The 15583-nt window shown below is 71.2% G+C and carries 14 protein-coding genes; 8 read left to right on the top strand and 6 right to left on the bottom strand.

Going from position 1 to position 15583, the window contains the following annotated elements; genetic code table 11:
* Positions 1–14: 14 nt before the first annotated feature.
* Entirely contained in the window at positions 15–449 is a 435-nt protein-coding gene (locus ACLJPY_RS03930; RefSeq protein WP_410586617.1) for a DUF6292 family protein, read from the bottom strand.
* Positions 450–626: 177 nt separating this feature from the next.
* Here ACLJPY_RS03930 and ACLJPY_RS03925 point away from each other — a divergent pair, with 177 nt between their 5' ends.
* From ACLJPY_RS03925 to ACLJPY_RS03895, 7 genes are all read left to right on the top strand, one after another.
* Positions 627–1064: a DUF6292 family protein gene (locus ACLJPY_RS03925; RefSeq protein ID WP_410586616.1), complete on the top strand. Its 438-nt coding sequence runs from the start codon at positions 627–629 to the stop codon at positions 1062–1064.
* Complete coding sequence (locus ACLJPY_RS03920) at positions 1061–1600, top strand: DivIVA domain-containing protein (protein ID WP_410586615.1); 540 nt, start codon at positions 1061–1063, stop codon at positions 1598–1600. The genes ACLJPY_RS03925 and ACLJPY_RS03920 overlap by 4 nt, the downstream gene beginning before the upstream one ends.
* 446 nt (positions 1601–2046) lie before the next feature.
* Entirely contained in the window at positions 2047–3444 is a 1398-nt protein-coding gene (locus tag ACLJPY_RS03915; RefSeq protein WP_410586614.1) for an FAD-binding oxidoreductase, read from the top strand.
* Positions 3445–3455: 11 nt separating this feature from the next.
* Positions 3456–4721, top strand: coding sequence for a class I SAM-dependent methyltransferase (locus ACLJPY_RS03910; RefSeq protein ID WP_410586613.1), 1266 nt, complete (start codon positions 3456–3458; stop codon positions 4719–4721).
* A 100-nt stretch (positions 4722–4821) separates the two neighbouring features.
* The gene (locus ACLJPY_RS03905) at positions 4822–5025 is read left to right on the top strand and encodes a cold-shock protein (protein WP_004558414.1); all 204 of its coding nucleotides are present in this window, start codon (positions 4822–4824) and stop codon (positions 5023–5025) included.
* Positions 5026–5312: 287 nt separating this feature from the next.
* Positions 5313–6245: an acyl-CoA desaturase gene (locus tag ACLJPY_RS03900; RefSeq protein WP_410586612.1), complete on the top strand. Its 933-nt coding sequence runs from the start codon at positions 5313–5315 to the stop codon at positions 6243–6245.
* A 195-nt stretch (positions 6246–6440) separates the two neighbouring features.
* Entirely contained in the window at positions 6441–6983 is a 543-nt protein-coding gene (locus tag ACLJPY_RS03895) for a polysaccharide deacetylase family protein (RefSeq protein ID WP_410586611.1), read from the top strand.
* 31 nt (positions 6984–7014) lie between these two features.
* Here ACLJPY_RS03895 and ACLJPY_RS03890 read toward each other — a convergent pair whose 3' ends face one another.
* Positions 7015–8031, bottom strand: coding sequence for an endo-1,4-beta-xylanase (locus ACLJPY_RS03890; RefSeq protein ID WP_410586610.1), 1017 nt, complete (start codon positions 8029–8031; stop codon positions 7015–7017).
* Between the two features lie 89 nt (positions 8032–8120).
* On the opposite strand from ACLJPY_RS03890, the gene ACLJPY_RS03885 reads away from it, so the two are divergent.
* Positions 8121–9191: a LacI family DNA-binding transcriptional regulator gene (locus ACLJPY_RS03885; RefSeq protein WP_410586609.1), complete on the top strand. Its 1071-nt coding sequence runs from the start codon at positions 8121–8123 to the stop codon at positions 9189–9191.
* A gap of 212 nt (positions 9192–9403) precedes the next feature.
* Here ACLJPY_RS03885 and ACLJPY_RS03880 read toward each other — a convergent pair whose 3' ends face one another.
* From ACLJPY_RS03880 to ACLJPY_RS03865, 4 genes are all read right to left on the bottom strand, one after another.
* A complete protein-coding gene (locus ACLJPY_RS03880; RefSeq protein WP_410586608.1) occupies positions 9404–12052 on the bottom strand; it encodes a glycosyl hydrolase 115 family protein in 2649 nt (882 codons plus the stop codon).
* Between the two features lie 400 nt (positions 12053–12452).
* Complete coding sequence (locus ACLJPY_RS03875) at positions 12453–13277, bottom strand: carbohydrate ABC transporter permease (RefSeq protein WP_410586607.1); 825 nt, start codon at positions 13275–13277, stop codon at positions 12453–12455.
* The gene (locus ACLJPY_RS03870; RefSeq protein WP_410586606.1) at positions 13277–14248 is read right to left on the bottom strand and encodes a carbohydrate ABC transporter permease; all 972 of its coding nucleotides are present in this window, start codon (positions 14246–14248) and stop codon (positions 13277–13279) included. The genes ACLJPY_RS03875 and ACLJPY_RS03870 overlap by 1 nt, the downstream gene beginning before the upstream one ends.
* Entirely contained in the window at positions 14245–15549 is a 1305-nt protein-coding gene (locus tag ACLJPY_RS03865; RefSeq protein ID WP_410586605.1) for an extracellular solute-binding protein, read from the bottom strand. The genes ACLJPY_RS03870 and ACLJPY_RS03865 overlap by 4 nt, the downstream gene beginning before the upstream one ends.
* Positions 15550–15583 lie beyond the last annotated feature (34 nt).

The raw sequence follows: 15583 nt of genomic DNA, 5'->3' as shown, positions 1-15583 counted from the left end.
CCCCCAGTCTGCCATCACCCGCGGCCGGCGGGCGTCGCCTCCGGGACCTGCGCGAGGAGCCGTTCGTGGTCGCCCGCTTCGCGCAGAACGGGAGCCTCCAGCGTGCCTGCGTCCGGGTCGTGCGCGCGGACCGCCGCCAGGAAGCGGACCACCGCGCGGGGCTCCGGGAAGACCTCGCCGCCCAGGTGGGTCAGGACGGTCGCGCCGGTCGCGTCTTCGATCGCCGCCGCCCAGCCGTGGACTTCGTCCCAGACCAGGGCCAGGTCGTGGCCGGGGAAGCGGGACAGGCGCCAGTCGAGCGCGATGTAGGCGGCCGCCGGGGTGCCGGTGTCGAGCGTGCACGATTCGAAGCCCACGCCCACGGCCCGGGCCACCGCCCCCACGTAGCTCCGCAACCGCCGCTCGAACGAGAACTCCGTGTCGCGCTCGAAGTCGATCAGAATGCTCAACGCCGCCTCGCTTTCGCCGTCCCGCCGCGGGATCGTCCGCGATCACTCGGTCGGGTACCCCGGAGGTGTGGCGATCAACCTCGGCGGTGACGTCGTCTGTCCGGCGACATGTTGCTTGTCATCGTTTCGATGACATGTTAGAACCGGAGTAGCCGAAGAGAAAGGTGAGCCGATCCCGTGACCGCATCGATCGAACTTCCGACCGGTTACCAGCACCCCGCCGTCCCCGCCCTGATGGACTACCTCCGCGACGTCACGGCCGAACTCGGGATCGGCCTCGAGTCGTGCACCCTCGACCACGACCGCCCGATCTCGGCCTACGTCGCCCTGGACACCCGGCTGCCGCACTACCCCGACCGCGACGTGGCGCTGCTGTGGGACGAAGAGCGCGGCTGGGCGGCGGCGATCGAGACGCACTCCGGCGAAGACCTGATCGTCCTGCGCTACCTCGGCGGCCCGGAGGTCGCCCCCGCACCACGCCGGGTCGCCCGGTTCGTCACCGCCCTGCACGAAGACGATCACACGCTCGGGCAACCCGATCCGGTGAAGCTCCGCACGGCGGGTGACGCCGCCGACCTCGCCGCGCTGCTGCGCCGGCCGGTCGCGGCCCGATGACGGCGCCGCTGACCCTGCCGGAGAGCTTCGCGCTGACGTTCCGCGGCTATGACCGCGAGCAGGTCGACGAGCGGCTGGAGGAGCTCGTGGCGGAAATCCGCCTGCTGACGGCCGACCGCGACGCGGCGGTCGCGGAGGCCGGCCACCTGGCTCGGCAGCTCGAGCAGGCCCGGGCCGACCACGCGGAGCTGACCGCCCGCACCGACCGGCTGTGCCGCACACCGGCCGACCCGGCCGCCGTCGGCGACCGCGTCCGGCACCTGCTCGAACTGGCGCACGGCGAAGCGGAAGAAGTCGTCGCGGCCGCCCGTGACCAAGCCGCGGCGATCGTCCGGGAGGCGGAGGAAGCGGCCCGGCAGCGCACGGCGGATGCCCGCGCCCAGGCGTACCGCATCGTCGACGACGCCCGCCGCCGCGCCGACCGGCTGGCCGAGATCGGGCGGCGAACGGCCGACCGGCTGCGGCGGATCGACGCCTTCCTCGCCGATGCGGAAGGGGTGTTGGAGGAGCAAGCGCCGCTTCGCGCTGTGGCGTGAGTCATCGCTGCGGCGCGGAGCCGGCGCCCTGGCCGACTGGCGGACTGGGCGCCCACCACCGACCGGCTGCGGCGGGCGGCAAACCCCGCTCGGTGCTGTGGCGTGGCCCACCCGCTGCGGGGGCGCAGGTCCGGCGCCGAGCCGACCGGCCGCGGTCGTCGGCAACCGCCGCACTACCTCTCGCCTGCCCACCGCTGCGGTGCCAGGGCCTCGCCTCACCAGCCAAGACCAGGCAGCCCCCGGCACACGGCAAACCCGCCGCTCCGCACCACCGCCGACCCGCCGCCGCAGCACACGAACCCAGCCGCCCCACCGACCGCCGAAACCTCGTCGACGCCTCCGAACCCGCCACCCCGGCTGAACCGATCCCACCACCCGGGACGGATCGGAAAACGGTGCCCTGCCGGCGCAGTGCGCCCGCCGTCGGCGTGAGGCAGGATCGGTTCGTGACCATCGATCAGGCCGGGGCGCCGGAAGCCCCGCCGTTCCCCGCGCACGAAGCCCGCGTCGACGCACTGAGACGGCAGCTCGCCGCCATCAGCGGCGCCACCACCATCCGGCTGGCGAAACGGACGTCCAACCTCTTCCGGTCCCGGGCCGCGACGAAACACCCCGGGCTGGACGTCTCCGGGTTCAGCCACGTCCTGCGCGTCGACCCGGCCACCCGCACCGCCGACGTCGAGGGCATGGTCACCTACGAGCAGCTCGTCGACGCCACCCTGCCGCACGGCCTGATGCCGCTGGTCGTGCCGCAGCTGAAGACCATCACCCTCGGCGGCGCGGTGACCGGGCTCGGCATCGAGTCCTCGTCGTTCCGCAACGGCATGCCGCACGAGTCGGTGCTGGAACTCGAGGTGCTCACCGGGGACGGCCGGATCGTCGTGGCCACGCCGGACAACGAGCACCGCGACCTGTTCCACGGCTTCCCCAACTCCTACGGCACCCTCGGCTACGCGCTGCGGCTGCGGATCCTCCTGGAGCCGGTGAAGCCCTTCGTGAAGCTGCGCCACGTCCGCCACCACGACCGCGGGAAGTACTTCGAGGCGCTGAGCGAAGTCTGCGCCGAAAGCGCGTACGACGGCGAGCACGTCGACTTCGTCGACGGGACGGTCTTCGGCCCGGACGAGCTCTACCTGACGCTCGGGACGTTCACCGACACCGCGCCCGCGACCAGCGACTACACCTGGCTGGACATCTACTACCGCTCCATCCAGCGCCGCGAGACCGACCACCTCACCGTGCGGGACTACCTCTGGCGCTGGGACACCGACTGGTTCTGGTGCTCGCGCGCGTTCGGCGTCCAGCACCGGCTGCCCCGGCTGCTGCTCGGCCGCCGGTTCCTGCGGTCCTCCGTGTACTGGAAGGCCGTCGCGCTCGACCGGCGGTTCCGGATCGCCGAACGGCTGCTCAAGCTCCGGCGGCTGCCGCCGGAGGAGACGATCGTGCAGGACATCGAGGTCCCGGTCGGCCGCGCCGCGGAGTTCCTCGAGTTCTTCGAACGCGAGATCCCGATCAGCCCGGTCTGGGTCTGCCCCCTGCGCCAGCGGCCCGGCGGCGTCCGCTGGCCGCTCTACGAGCTGGACCCCGAAGAGCTGTACGTCAACTTCGGGTTCTGGTCGGCCGTGCCGCTCGACCCCGGTGAGCGCGACGGCGTGCACAACCGGATGATCGAAGCCGAAGTCACCCGCCTCGGCGGGCACAAATCGCTCTACTCGGACAGCTTCTACACCGAGGACGAGTTCTGGCGGCTCTACAACGGCGACGCCTACCGGGAGCTCAAGCGCGCCTACGACCCGCGCGAACGGCTGCTTGGCCTCTACGAGAAGTGCGTCCGCCGCCGGTGAAAGGAACGAACGTGACCCAGGAAAACATCACCGTCGGCGCGGTCTTCGAACGGCTGCTCGGCCCGCGCGCCGAGGTGTCGATCACCGCCTACGACGGCAGCCGCAGCGGCCCGGCCGACGCGCCGGTGGCCATCGAGGTGCGCTCGCCGCTGGCGCTGGACTACCTGATGTCCTCCCCCGGCGACCTCGGCCTCGCCCGCGCGTACGTCGCCGGCGCGCTCGACGTCGAAGGCGACCTCTACACGGCCCTGCACGCCCTGTCCACGCAGGTCGACCAGCTCACCCCGGCCGACCGGCTGTGGCTGCTGCGCAAGCTCGGCCCGCGCCACCTGCGGCTGGTCAAGCCGCCCGCGGAGGAGCACCCGAGCCGGTTCCGGCGCGGGCTGACCGCGCTGCGGCACTCGAAGGAGCGCGACAGCGAGGCCATCGCCAGCCACTACGACGTGTCGAACCGGTTCTACGAGCTGGTCCTCGGCCCGTCGATGGCCTACACGTGCGCGGTGTTCCCGAGCGAGGACGCCACGCTGGAGGAGGCGCAGGCGCACAAGTTCGACCTCGTCTGCAAGAAGCTCGGCCTCAAGCCCGGGATGAAGCTGCTCGACGTCGGCTGCGGCTGGGGCGGCATGGTCGCGCACGCCGTCCGGCACTACGGCGTCGAGGCCATCGGCGTCACCCTCTCGCGTGAACAGGCCCAATGGGCGCAGAAGAACGTCGTCGCGCTGGGTATCGCCGACCGCGCCGAGATCCGCCACCAGGACTACCGGGACGTCACCGAGACCGGGTTCGACGCGATCTCGTCGATCGGCCTGACCGAGCACATCGGCGCGCGCAACGTCCCCGGGTACTTCCGCTTCCTGGCCGGCAAGCTCAAGGCGCACGGACGGCTGCTCAACCACTGCATCACCAACCCGGACACCAGCGTCGCGCACCGCTCGCGCGGGTTCATCGACCGCTACGTCTTCCCGGACGGCGAGCTCGAAGCGCCCGGCGAGCTGATGACGGCCATGCACGACGCCGGGCTGGAGGTGCGGCACGCGGAGAACTTCCGCGAGCACTACGCGAAGACCCTGGCCGGGTGGTGCGCCAACCTCGACGAGCACTGGGACGAGGCCGTCGCCGAAGCCGGTGCCGGGCGCAGCCGGGTGTGGGCGCTCTACCTCGCGGCCTGCCGGTTGGCCTTCGAGCGGCGCGAGATCGAACTGCACCACATCCTGGGCGTCCGCACCGACAACGAGGGCGGGATGGGTATGCCGCTGCGCCCCGATTGGGGAGTTTGACCACCGGGGGTGGCCTCGGCGGCCCAGTAATGGGATAATGGTCTCGAGACCGGGTGTCCGAATGGGACATCCAGGCTCACAACAAAGAGTAGGTATGGGTATGGCTCAGGGCAGTGTCAAGTGGTTCAACGGCGAAAAGGGCTTCGGCTTCATCGCGCAGGACGGCGGGGGTCCGGACGTGTTCGTCCACTACTCCGAGATCCAGGGCAGCGGCTTCAAGTCGCTCGACGAGGGTCAGCGCGTGGAGTTCGAAATCGGCCAGGGCCAGAAGGGCCCGCAGGCCCAGCGCGTCAGCGTCATCTGAGCCACGAGGCAGCCTGAGGCCCTCGCCCCCACCCGGGGCGAGGGCCTTCTTCGTGCGCGCCCACACTGCGCATTCACAACGATCCGGTAACCTGGGAAGCGGCAAGAGCACTCAGTACGCCGGCGTCCGGCCGGCCACACTCTCGCCCGTGGCCTCGAGGCCGATCGCCGGCAGGAGCGGCGACCCGCCCGGCCACCTCCAGACCGCTGACCCGCCGGGTGTTCCCGCCCCCGGCCTTCCGCGCCCGACCAGGTCCGGCGCGCCGTAGACCTCGAATCGAGAAGTGCATGACCGCGTCCGTGAAGGCAGCCCGCCCTGCCCCGAAACCCGTGCTCTCCGGCAAGCAGACCGTCCCCGAGCTCATCACCATCCGCACGTTCCTGCTGGTCCCGTTCGTGGCGCTGGCCGTCGCGGTGCCGGTGTTCTGGGGCTGGGGCATCAGCTGGGTCGACCTCGCCATCGGCGGCGCCTTCTTCGTGGTGTCGACACTGGGCATCACCGTCGGCTACCACCGCTACTTCACCCACGGCGCGTTCCGGGCGAAGCGGGCCCTGCGGATCGCGCTGGCCATCGCCGGCGGCCTCGCGGCCCAGGGCCCGGTGCTCGTCTGGGTCGCCGACCACCGGCGGCACCACGCGTTTTCCGACCGCGACGGCGACCCGCACTCGCCGTGGCTGTTCGGGACGTCCCCGCTGGCGCTGGCCCGCGGGTTCTGGCACGCCCACATGGGCTGGCTCTTCGGCCGCGACAAGACCAACGTCGAGCGGTTCGCCCCCGACCTGGCCGCCGACCGCGACCTGCGCGTCGTCGACAAGCTCTTCCCGCTGTGGGTGGTGCTGAGCCTGCTGCTCCCGCCGCTGCTGGGCGGCCTGATCACCCTTTCGTGGTGGGGTGCGCTGACGGCGTTCCTCTGGGCGGGCCTGGCGCGGATCTCCTTCCAGCACCACGTGACGTGGTCGGTGAACTCGGTCTGCCACATGATCGGCGAGCGCCCGTTCACCAGCCGCGACCGCTCGGCGAACTTCTGGCCGCTGGCCATCCTGTCCATGGGCGAGTCCTGGCACAACACCCACCACGCCGACCCGACCTCGGCCCGCCACGGCGTCCTGCGCGGCCAGCTCGACGTCTCCGCCCGGGTGATCTGGGTGTTCGAGAAGCTGGGCTGGGCGTGGAACGTCCGCTGGCCGACCGCGAAGCGCCTGGCGGCGATGGCCCGGTAAGGCCGGGCCGCAGGTTCCTCGACGCTCGCCGAGCCGGTCGCGGATGCGGTCCCGAGCCGGGCGCGAGTCCGGCTGTCAAAACCTCGGACGCGCGACGCAAGCGGTAAGCGGCCGGCGGCGCTGGTCCGCTGGAACCGCTCGAAACCCGCCCGAAAGTCCTTGCCCGCCGCGGCGGGGGCGGGTGATCTTGGACGGGTGGACACGGTCGCGCTCACCTTCGACGACGGCCCGTACCCCGAGACGACTCCCGCGCTGCTGGCCGCGCTCGGTGGTACGCGTGCGACCTTCTTCCTGTGGGGCGAGCACGCCGCGGCGCACCCGGAGCTGGTCCGGGCGATCGCCGCGGCCGGGCACGCGATCGGGAACCACACCTGGACGCACCGGCACCTGACCACGCTCGCCGCGGCCGAACAGGACCAGGAGGTCCGGCGCACGCAGGACCTGCTGACCCGGCTGACCGGGATCCGCCCGGCCCTGTTCCGGCCGCCCTACGGCGACACGGACGCCACGGTCGCGAAGACGCTGGTGGCGCACGAACTCACCGAGGTCCTCTGGACGGTCGACACCCGCGACTGGGCGGGCTGCACCACCGAGGAGATCGCCGCCGCGGCCGGTGCGGTGCGGCCGGGCGGGGTCGTGCTGATGCACGAAGGCCGCCCGGCCACCCTCGACGCCGTTCCGCGCATCCTCGCGGCGCTCATCGCTCGCGGCTTGCGTCCCGGCCCGGTCCAGCCGTGAGGGGCACCCGGGTGCCCCTCACGGCGCCGCGTCAGGGGTTGAGGGCGAAGTAGGCCGGCTTCGGACGCAGGTTCTCGTCGAAGAGGCAGGCCGCCCCTTCGCCCGGGAAGACGTCCGGGACCCACGAGTGCCGGTCCGTGAAGCCCCACGTCGTGAACTCGACGCACTTGCGGACCGACTGGCAGCCGTCCCACAGCTGCCCGAAGTAGCTCGCCTGGGTGGCGAGCTTGGCCGCGTCCGCCGGCAGCGGGATCCGGACATCGGCCTCGGTGACCGCCGTCTCCACGCCGATCTTCGCGAAGCGGGCCAGGTTTTCCCGGTACTGCCCCGGGAAGCCGTACTGGATCGACAGGTGCCCCTGGATGCCGACGCCGTCGATCGGCACGCCCTGCCGCCGCAGCGTCTTCACCAGGTCGTACACCGCGTCGCTCTTCGGGTTGATCCCTTCGATGTTGTAGTCGTTGATGTAGAGCTTCGCGTGCGGGTCGGCCGCGTGCGCCCAGCGGAAGACGTCGGCGACGAAGCCGTCGCCGAGCTTCTGCCGGAAGACCGTGTCACGCCGGGTGCCGTCCTCGTTGAAGATCTCGTTGACGACGTCCCAGGCGCGGATCTTTCCCTTGTACCGCTTGACTTCCGTGGTGATGTGGTCGCGCAGGACGCGGCGGAGCTCGTCGGCCGGCAACGCGGCGACCCAGTCCGGGAGCTGCGAGTGCCAGACCAGCGTGTGGCCGCGCACGGTCTTGTGGTGCGTCTGCGCGTACTTGACGATCGCGTCGGCACCGGACCAGTCGTACTGGCCGCGCACGGCTTCGACCGTGCCCCACTTCATCTCGTTCTCCGGCGTCACGTTGTCGAATTCCCGGGTGAGCACCGCCCGGTAATCGGTTTCCGACGCCAGGTACGTCGCGGCCACCGCGCTGCCGACGTAACGGTTCGTGGTGTATTGCAGCGGGACCGACGCGGATGCCGCAGGCGCCTGCCACACCGCAATACCCAGCGTGGCCGCAACCGCCAACAGCACGCGTTTCTTCGGAATTCTTCCGAGCATCTTCAACCTCCACAGGGCAATGCTGCGATGGGTGTTCCGAAACTTTCCAACCGTTTCAATTCGGGTTTCGATGACCTAGAATCTCCTTCATGACAACGAAGTCTGACGAGCTCGAGCCGTCCGAGGCCCGGGTGACCATCGCCCGGATCGCCGCCGAGACCGGGGTCTCCGTCCCGACAGTTTCGAAAGTGCTGAACGGCCGTCCCGACGTCGCCGAAAGCACCCGTGCGCGTGTCGAGGCGGTCATCGGGAAATACGGGTACCGGCGCCGGGCCGACGAACGGTCCCGGCGTTCCCGGCTGCTGGAACTGATGTTCCACGAACTCGAAAGCACGTGGGCGCTGGAAATCATCCGCGGGGTGGAGTGCGTCGCCCGCGAAAACGGAATGGCGGTGGTGCTGGCGGATTCGTCGGGACGGCACACCCCCGGCCAGAGCTGGCTGGAAAGCGTGCTGGCCCGGCGGCCGGTCGGCATCGTCTCGGTGTGCTCCGACTTCACCGGCAGTCAGCTGGCGAAGCTGCGGGCCCGGGACATCCCGCTGGTCGTGGTCGACCCGGCCGGCGCACCCGGGCCGGAGACGCCCTCGATCGGGGCCACGAACTGGCAGGGCGGGCTGACGGCCACCCGGCACCTGATCGACCTGGGCCACCGCCGGATCGCGATGATCGGCGGGCCGGAGGGCGTGCTGTGCAGCCGGGCCCGGATCGACGGGTACCGCACGGCGCTGGAGACGGCCGGGCTGGCGTTCGACCCGGCGCTGGTGCGCCGCGGCGACTTCCACGTCCGGGCCGGCTACCGCGAACTGGCTTCACTGCTCACCCTCCCCGACCGGCCGACGGCGGTCTTCGCCGGCAGCGACCTGCAGGCGCTCGGGGTGTACGAAGCGGCCCGCGACGCGGGGCTGCGCATCCCGGACGACCTGTCCGTGGTGGGCTTCGACGACCTGCCGATCGCCCGCTGGCTGACCCCCGAGCTGACGACGGTCCGCCAGCCGCTCCAGGAGATGGCGGCGGCCGGCGCCCGGCTGGCGATTTCGCTGGCCCGCGGGGTCGACCCGGAGAGCCACCGCCTCGAGCTGGCCACGAGCCTGGTGGTCCGCCAGAGCACGGCGGCGCCGGCGCACCGGGGCTACCGGGTCCTGACCGGCGGCGCGCGGTAGGCCGGGGCCGGCCCACGCCCGGCTTTCCGGCTCTGTCGCAAGCGGCGGCCTGCACCGCCGCTCGCGACCGATCGGCCACCCCGGCACCTCGCGAATCCCCGGAGCACGGCGGGAACAGGCCGAAGCGGGCCACCGCCGGTGCGATCCATCCGACCGGCTCGCCGGCGGCCTCGGTCCGTCCACTCGCGAGCCGCCCGGTCGCCGGAGCCCGCTCACCACGGCCACCGCACGCTTTCCGGCGGGCCCAGGTAGCTCGCCCGCAGCCCGCCGGTGTCGACCACCAGCTTCTGCACGACCACCGCCGGGTCGACCATCCAGAACTTGAGCACGTGCGGGCCCGCCGCCGCGATCTCGTGCCGCGTCAAGGTCAGGTTCACGTTGTCCGAAGTGTTCCGTTCCCACGGGCGGTTCATGGTCGTGTCGTCCGCGCCCGTGGCCTTCGTGATGTTGACGACCTGCGGATCGGCGTCGTCGAACGAGATCGCGTACCGCAGCCCGTCGCCGGGCAACACGTTGCTGCGCGGGGACAAGTACGCCCACACCGTCACCGGGCCGGTCGCGAACAGCGTCATCCGGTATTCGAGACGCGGTCCCGCGCCCGGCGGCCGGCTCGCCGCCGTCACCGGGAACGGCGTCATCCCCGCCCCCGTCCGGCCGAGGTCCGGGATGCGCCGCCACGACACCGCCGCCGCGCCGACGTCGGCCGTGCAGTGCTCGGCCTCCATCGACACGTACCCACCGGCTTCGACGAACCCGCGCACCGGCCCGGCCGGATTGCGCACGACGGCGTCCACCACGACCGAACTCCCCGCGCCCGACACCGTGATCGGCACGGTCGTGGTGCCCTTCGGCGCCCGGGCCCAGTCGATCCGCACGGTCATGCGCAGCTCCTCCTCCACGCGGCCGCCCCGCGGCTCGACCAGCACCCACGGCGCGCCGGGGACGGAGACCCGGCAGCGGAACGGCGTCCGGCCGCGGTTGAAGACGTCGATGTACTGCGGTGGCGCGCTCTGGTACGGGCTGAACTCCGGCAGCACCGGCCGGTCCGCGGCGCCGGGCCACGCCTGTTCCGAGCCGTCGACGGCGACCCCCAGTGACGCCGCCGACGGCAGGTCGATGCGCTTCACCGCCGGGAAGATGACGTCCGGCAGGGCCACGTTGTTCAGCTCCGGCTGCTGCCAGGGCGCGTTCGGGCCGTAGCGGGCGACGTCGCCGTAGTCGATGTGCGGCTGGGTCTGGAAGCCCTGCCACTTGCCGCCGGCGATGCCGGTGTTGTACTTCGCCGCGAGCGCGAGGTCGTCGGCGAAGCGGGCCTCGGTGACGGCGGCCAGCGCGTTCGCCGACGCGCGGCCCTGCGCCGCGTACAGCAGGTTCGTGAACTCGGCCCGCCGCAGCGCGTACAGGTTGGCCGTGGCCTGGACCTCGTAGCCCACCAGTTCGTAGTAGGCGTCCTGAACGGACTTCGGCAACCGTGCGCCGATCTTCGCCGCCCGCGCCGCGAGCGCCTGCCACTCGCCGGTGACCCGGTCCAGCTCGCCGTAGTTCACCAGGCTGAACGGCGTCATCCGGTCGTCGTAGGTGATGGTCCCGGCGGCGTCGACGGTGATCCGCCGGTTGAGCAGCTCCGGCTTGCGGCGCGACTGCAGGCGGCCGTAGTCGTGCAGCACCCCGGCGATCTCCGTCGCAGGTGCCGCGCCGAAGTTCTCCGCCGCGAACTGACGCTCCCAAGTGGACAGCCGCTCGACCGGCAGGGCGGCCGGGTCCCAGGCGTAGTCGAGGAAGAACTGCAGTGGCAGCTCGTTGCCCTTCATGTCCCCGACGTTGGCCACCCACAGGCGGTCGTTGCCGTAGGCGGACGCCTGGTGCAGCTGCTCCCACGTGTTCGCGAGCAGCGCGGTGTCGACCCACTTGTAGTTGCGGCCGCCGCCGACGTAGTCGAAGTGGTAGTAAAGCCCGTACCCGCCCGGGTGCGGCGGCAGGGACAGGTCCGGCAGCTTCCGGATGTTGCCCCAGTTGTCGTCGGTGAACACCACGATGACGTCGTCCGGCGGGCGCAGGCCCTGGGCCCAGTACCGCTGGACCTCCTTGTACAGCGTCCAGACCTGCGGCACCGTGGTGAGGTCGCGGCCGGTCTCGCGGGCGAGGATCTCCCGTTCGGTGGCGATGATCTCGCGCATCAGCTCGATGCCGTCGCCGTCGGGCAGGCCGACGTCCCCGTTGCCGCGCATGCCGAGCGTGACGACGCCTTCGAAGTCCTCCCGGACCATCCGGCGGATCCCGTCGGTCCAGTAGGCCTTGATCGCTTCGCCGTTGCGGCGGAAGCTCCACTCCCCCGTGCCGCCGTACGGGTCGTGGCCCGGGGTCGTGATGTTCCCGGCCGCGTCGCGGACCGCGGCCACCGCGTGCCGGTTCCACTCCTCGATCCCGCGCATCATCGGCGCCTCGTGCGAGGTGCCCATGACGATCCCGTACTCCTTGGCCGTGGCGTGGTTGAGCGGGTCGTCCTCGGCGAACGCCCGCCCCCACACCGCCGGCCAGAGGTAGTTGGCGCGCAGCCGGAGCATGGTCTCGAAGACCTTGGCGAAGAACAGGTGGTTGAAGCCGGCCGGGTACCCGGGGGCTTGGCCCGGCCCGAAGTAGGCCGGCGCCCAGGTGCCGAGCGCCGGGTTCTCGTCGTTGATGAAGAAGCCGCGGTACTTCACGTGCGGCGTGCCGAGGCTGAACCGCTCGCCCGGCAGGTGCAGCTCCGGCTGCCGCCGCGGTGGGACGTCGGCCCACCAGTACCAGGGCGAGACGCCGATGCGCCGGGACACCTCGTAGACGCCGTAGATCACCCCGCGCTGGTCGCTGCCGGTGAGCACGAGCCGGCCGGACGACTTGGCTCAGCGACGTCTCCCACTTCCCGGCGATGCCGGTGACGTCGAGCTTCCCGGCCGCGACCAGCCCGTCGACCAGCGGGCTGTGGCCCAGGGTGCCGACCACGACGACCGGGCCGTGCGCCGGGACGACGTCGGACACCACGGCCGGCCGCACGCCCGTGACGCGCTCGACGTCCGCGGCGAGGTCGCCCACGACCCGTCGCACCCCGGGGAGGTCACCCGAACCGACCACGATCGTCGCGGCCTGCCCCCGCGACACCAGCGGGAACCCGGTCCCGGCCGCGGCCAGGCCCGGGGAGGCCGCGGACCCCGCTCCGGCCAGCGCGAGCAACTGCAGGAACGCACGACGGTGGACCTCGGACGGCACGGCAGACCTCCTGAGTCAGCCCTTCACGGATCCGGTCAGCCCGCCGACGATCCGCCGTTCGGCGAGCACGAAGAAACCGAGCGCCGGGATCATCGACAACGCGGTGAACGCGAGCACCCGGGCGGTGTCCTGCGAGAACTGGGACTGGAACATGGCGACGCCGAGCGGGAGCGTGAAGTGCCCGGAGTCGTTGAACACCAGCAGCGGCAGCAGGTAGGCGTTCCAGCTGGTGACGAAGGCGAGCACGGCGACCGTGGTGAGGGCCGGGGTCGACAGCGGCAGCAGGATCCGCCAGAAGAAGCCGAGCCGGGTGGCGCCGTCGAGCACCGCGGCGTCCTCGATCTCCCCCGGGATCGCGTGCATGAACGGGCGCAGGATCACGATCGTCACCGGCAGCGAGAACGCCGCTTCCGGGATCGCGACACCCCAGAAGCTTTCCAGCATGCCCAGCTGCCGCAGCCACAGGTACAGCGGCAGCGTCGCCACGGTGAGGGGGAACAGCAGGCCGAGCGTGAACAGCGTGTACAGCCCTTCCCGGCCCTTGAACTGGTACCGCGAAAGGGCGTAGCCCGCCATCGAGCCCAGGCCGACGGCGACCGCGGTCGCGATCACGGCGATCAGCGCGCTGTTGCCGAGGAACGTCCAGAACGCGCTCGAGCCGAGGACCGACGCGTAGTTGTCCGTCACCCACGGGCCGGGCAGCCCGGCCGGGTCGGTGTTGATCTGCGCGTTGGTGCGGAACCCGCCGAGCACGACGAACAGCAGCGGCACGAGCGTCACGCCGATGACGGCGATCGCCGCCAGGTACCCCATCGACAGACCGAACCTGCGGGAGCGCATCAGCCCACCATCCTGGTCAGGGCGCCCTGCGTGTCGCGGCGGAGTGCGAACCGCTGGTACAGCAGCGCGAACACGAAGCAGAAGACGAAGAGGATCACCGCCACCGCGGAGCCGAACCCGAACTCGTAGCGCTTGAAGCCGTGGTCGATCAGGTAGGTCGCCATCGTCGTCGACGCGTTCGCCGGGCCGCCGAGGGTCATGATCCAGACGACGTCGAACAGCTGCAGCGAGCCGATCACCGACAGGAAGATCCAGATCCGGATGGTCGGGCCCAGCAGCGGAAGCACGACGTGGCGGGTGGTCTGCCACGCGGACGCGCCGTCCAGCGCCGCGGCTTCCCGCAGCTCGGCCGGCACGCCCTGCAGGCCCGCGAGCAGCAGGATGATGCCGAAGCCGATGAACTTCCAGGTGACGACCACGAAGAGCGTGTAGAGCACGATGCCGGGGTCGGCCAGCCACTGGTGGATCAGGCCGCCGAGCCCGACGCCCTTGAGCGCCTGGTCGGCGAACCCGTTCGGCTGCAGCATGAGCGCCCAGATCACCGCGGTGATCGCCTCGGACAGCACGTACGGCGCGAAGACGAAGGCGCGCAGCACCGCGCGGCCCCGCAGCTTGCGGTTGAGCAGCATCGCCAGCCCGATCGACAGCGGCAGCTGCACCACGATCGACAGCCCGGCGATGATCAGGTTGTGCACGATCGCGCCCTGGAACACGGTGCCGCCGAAGGCGTCGGCGTAGTTGTCGAAGCCGACGAAGTCGTCGAGCGGGCCGAAGCCGTTCCACTTGAAGACGCTGTAGAACGCGGCGATCCCGATCGGCACCAGCACGAAGCCGCCGAACAGCAGCAACGCGGGCCCGAGCAGCAGCGCCAGCTCCAGCTTCTTGCCCAGCCCGGGGCGTTTCGCCCGGGCACCGGCCGCCGGTGCGGACGGCCGTGCCGCCGTCCGCACCGGAGTCGTCGCCGTGGTCACTTGTTGCCCGTCGCAGCCTGGTTGACGGCGGTCACGATGCCTTCGGGGGTGCCCTGGCCGGCGAACATGTTGGCCACCGCGTCGTTCAACGCCGCGCCGACCGCCGTCGGGAACGCCCGGTCGAAGTACATCTGCACGTACGGCGCCTTCGTGCCGTAGTCGTTGACCTGCCGGAGCGTGTCGGTCTTCAGCGACTTCGCGGCCGCGACGTTCACGGGCAGGCCGGTTCCCTTCTCGGCGAGCTGCGTCTGCACCGGCTCGCTGACCAGGTACTGCAGGAACGTCGTGCAGGCCTTCGCCGCGCGGGTCGTGCAGGCGAAGCCGTCACCGCCGCCGAGCGCGGCCGCCGGGTCGCCCTGGCCACCCGCCACGGACGGGAAGGGGAACCAGCCGATCTTCGAGTCCAGGTCCTTGTCATCGGTCAGCGACGACATCGTGCCGGGCTCCCAGTCGCCCTGCAGCTCCATCGCGGCCTTCCCGTTGGCGACGAGGCCGGCCGAGCTGCCCGCGCCCTGCTGGGCGGGCGTGCCCGCGAACCCGGTCTGGAAGGGCTGCGTGGCCAGGAAGTTCTTCAGGTCCTGCCCCGCCTTCGTCCAGCACGGGTCCTCGAGCTTGACCGCCTTCACCGACTGCTTGAGCACGTCGGCCGAGCATTCCCGGACGGCGAAGTAGTTGAAGTAGAAGGCATCCGGCCAGCGGTCCTTGCCGCCGACCGAGATCGGCGCGATGCCCTTGGCCTTCAGCTGCGTGACGGCGGCGTTCAGCTCGTCCATGGTCTTCGGCGGCGTGGTGATCCCCGCTTGCTGGAACAGGTCCTTGCGGTACCAGAAGCCGACGAAGTGCTGCGCGAACGGCACGCCGTACTGCTTGCCGTCGACCTGCCACTTCTCGCCGAAGTTGCCGGTGGCCTGTTCGATCCACGACTTCGTGTCGCCGGTGATGTCGGCGACCTTGCCGGAGGTGATCTGCGAGGCCAGGTCACCCGCGCCCCAGGACTGGTAGACGTCCGGCGGCGTCGCCGACTGCAAGGCGAGGGGCACCTTGGTGTTGAAGTCCTCGTTCTGCAGCGGCTGCGCCTTGATGGTGACGTCGGGGTGCGCCTGGTGGTAGTCGCTGACGACCTTCTCCCAGATCGACTTGATCGGATCGGTGGTGCCGTTGTGCCACCAGGTCAAGGTGACCGGACCGCTCGGCTGCGCGGGGGTTTCGCTCCCCCCGCTCCCCCCGCTGCACGCGGCGAGCGCGAGCGGGACGACGGCCGCCAGGGCGGCGAGAACGGGAATGCGGCGTTTCACAAACATCGTGGGTCCACTCCTGACGACTTCGGCCGAGTTG

The organism is Amycolatopsis sp. lyj-23 (assembly GCF_046549135.1).
GTDB lineage: Bacteria > Actinomycetota > Actinomycetes > Mycobacteriales > Pseudonocardiaceae > Amycolatopsis.
Note: the sequence above shows the minus strand (reverse complement) of the source record. Positions and strands in the feature narration are given on the sequence as shown.

Excerpts from the sequence above, each read along its gene's own strand:
- ACLJPY_RS03920 (WP_410586615.1), top strand. The coding sequence starts at position 1,061 with ATGACGGCGCCGCTGACCCTGCCGGAGAGCTTCGCGCTGACGTTCCGC.
- ACLJPY_RS03905 (WP_004558414.1), top strand. The coding sequence starts at position 4,822 with ATGGCTCAGGGCAGTGTCAAGTGGTTCAACGGCGAAAAGGGCTTCGGC.
- ACLJPY_RS03900 (WP_410586612.1), top strand. The coding sequence starts at position 5,313 with ATGACCGCGTCCGTGAAGGCAGCCCGCCCTGCCCCGAAACCCGTGCTC.
- ACLJPY_RS03890 (WP_410586610.1), bottom strand. The coding sequence starts at position 8,031 with ATGCTCGGAAGAATTCCGAAGAAACGCGTGCTGTTGGCGGTTGCGGCC.
- ACLJPY_RS03885 (WP_410586609.1), top strand. The coding sequence starts at position 8,121 with ATGACAACGAAGTCTGACGAGCTCGAGCCGTCCGAGGCCCGGGTGACC.
- ACLJPY_RS03875 (WP_410586607.1), bottom strand. The coding sequence starts at position 13,277 with ATGCGCTCCCGCAGGTTCGGTCTGTCGATGGGGTACCTGGCGGCGATC.
- ACLJPY_RS03865 (WP_410586605.1), bottom strand. The coding sequence starts at position 15,549 with ATGTTTGTGAAACGCCGCATTCCCGTTCTCGCCGCCCTGGCGGCCGTC.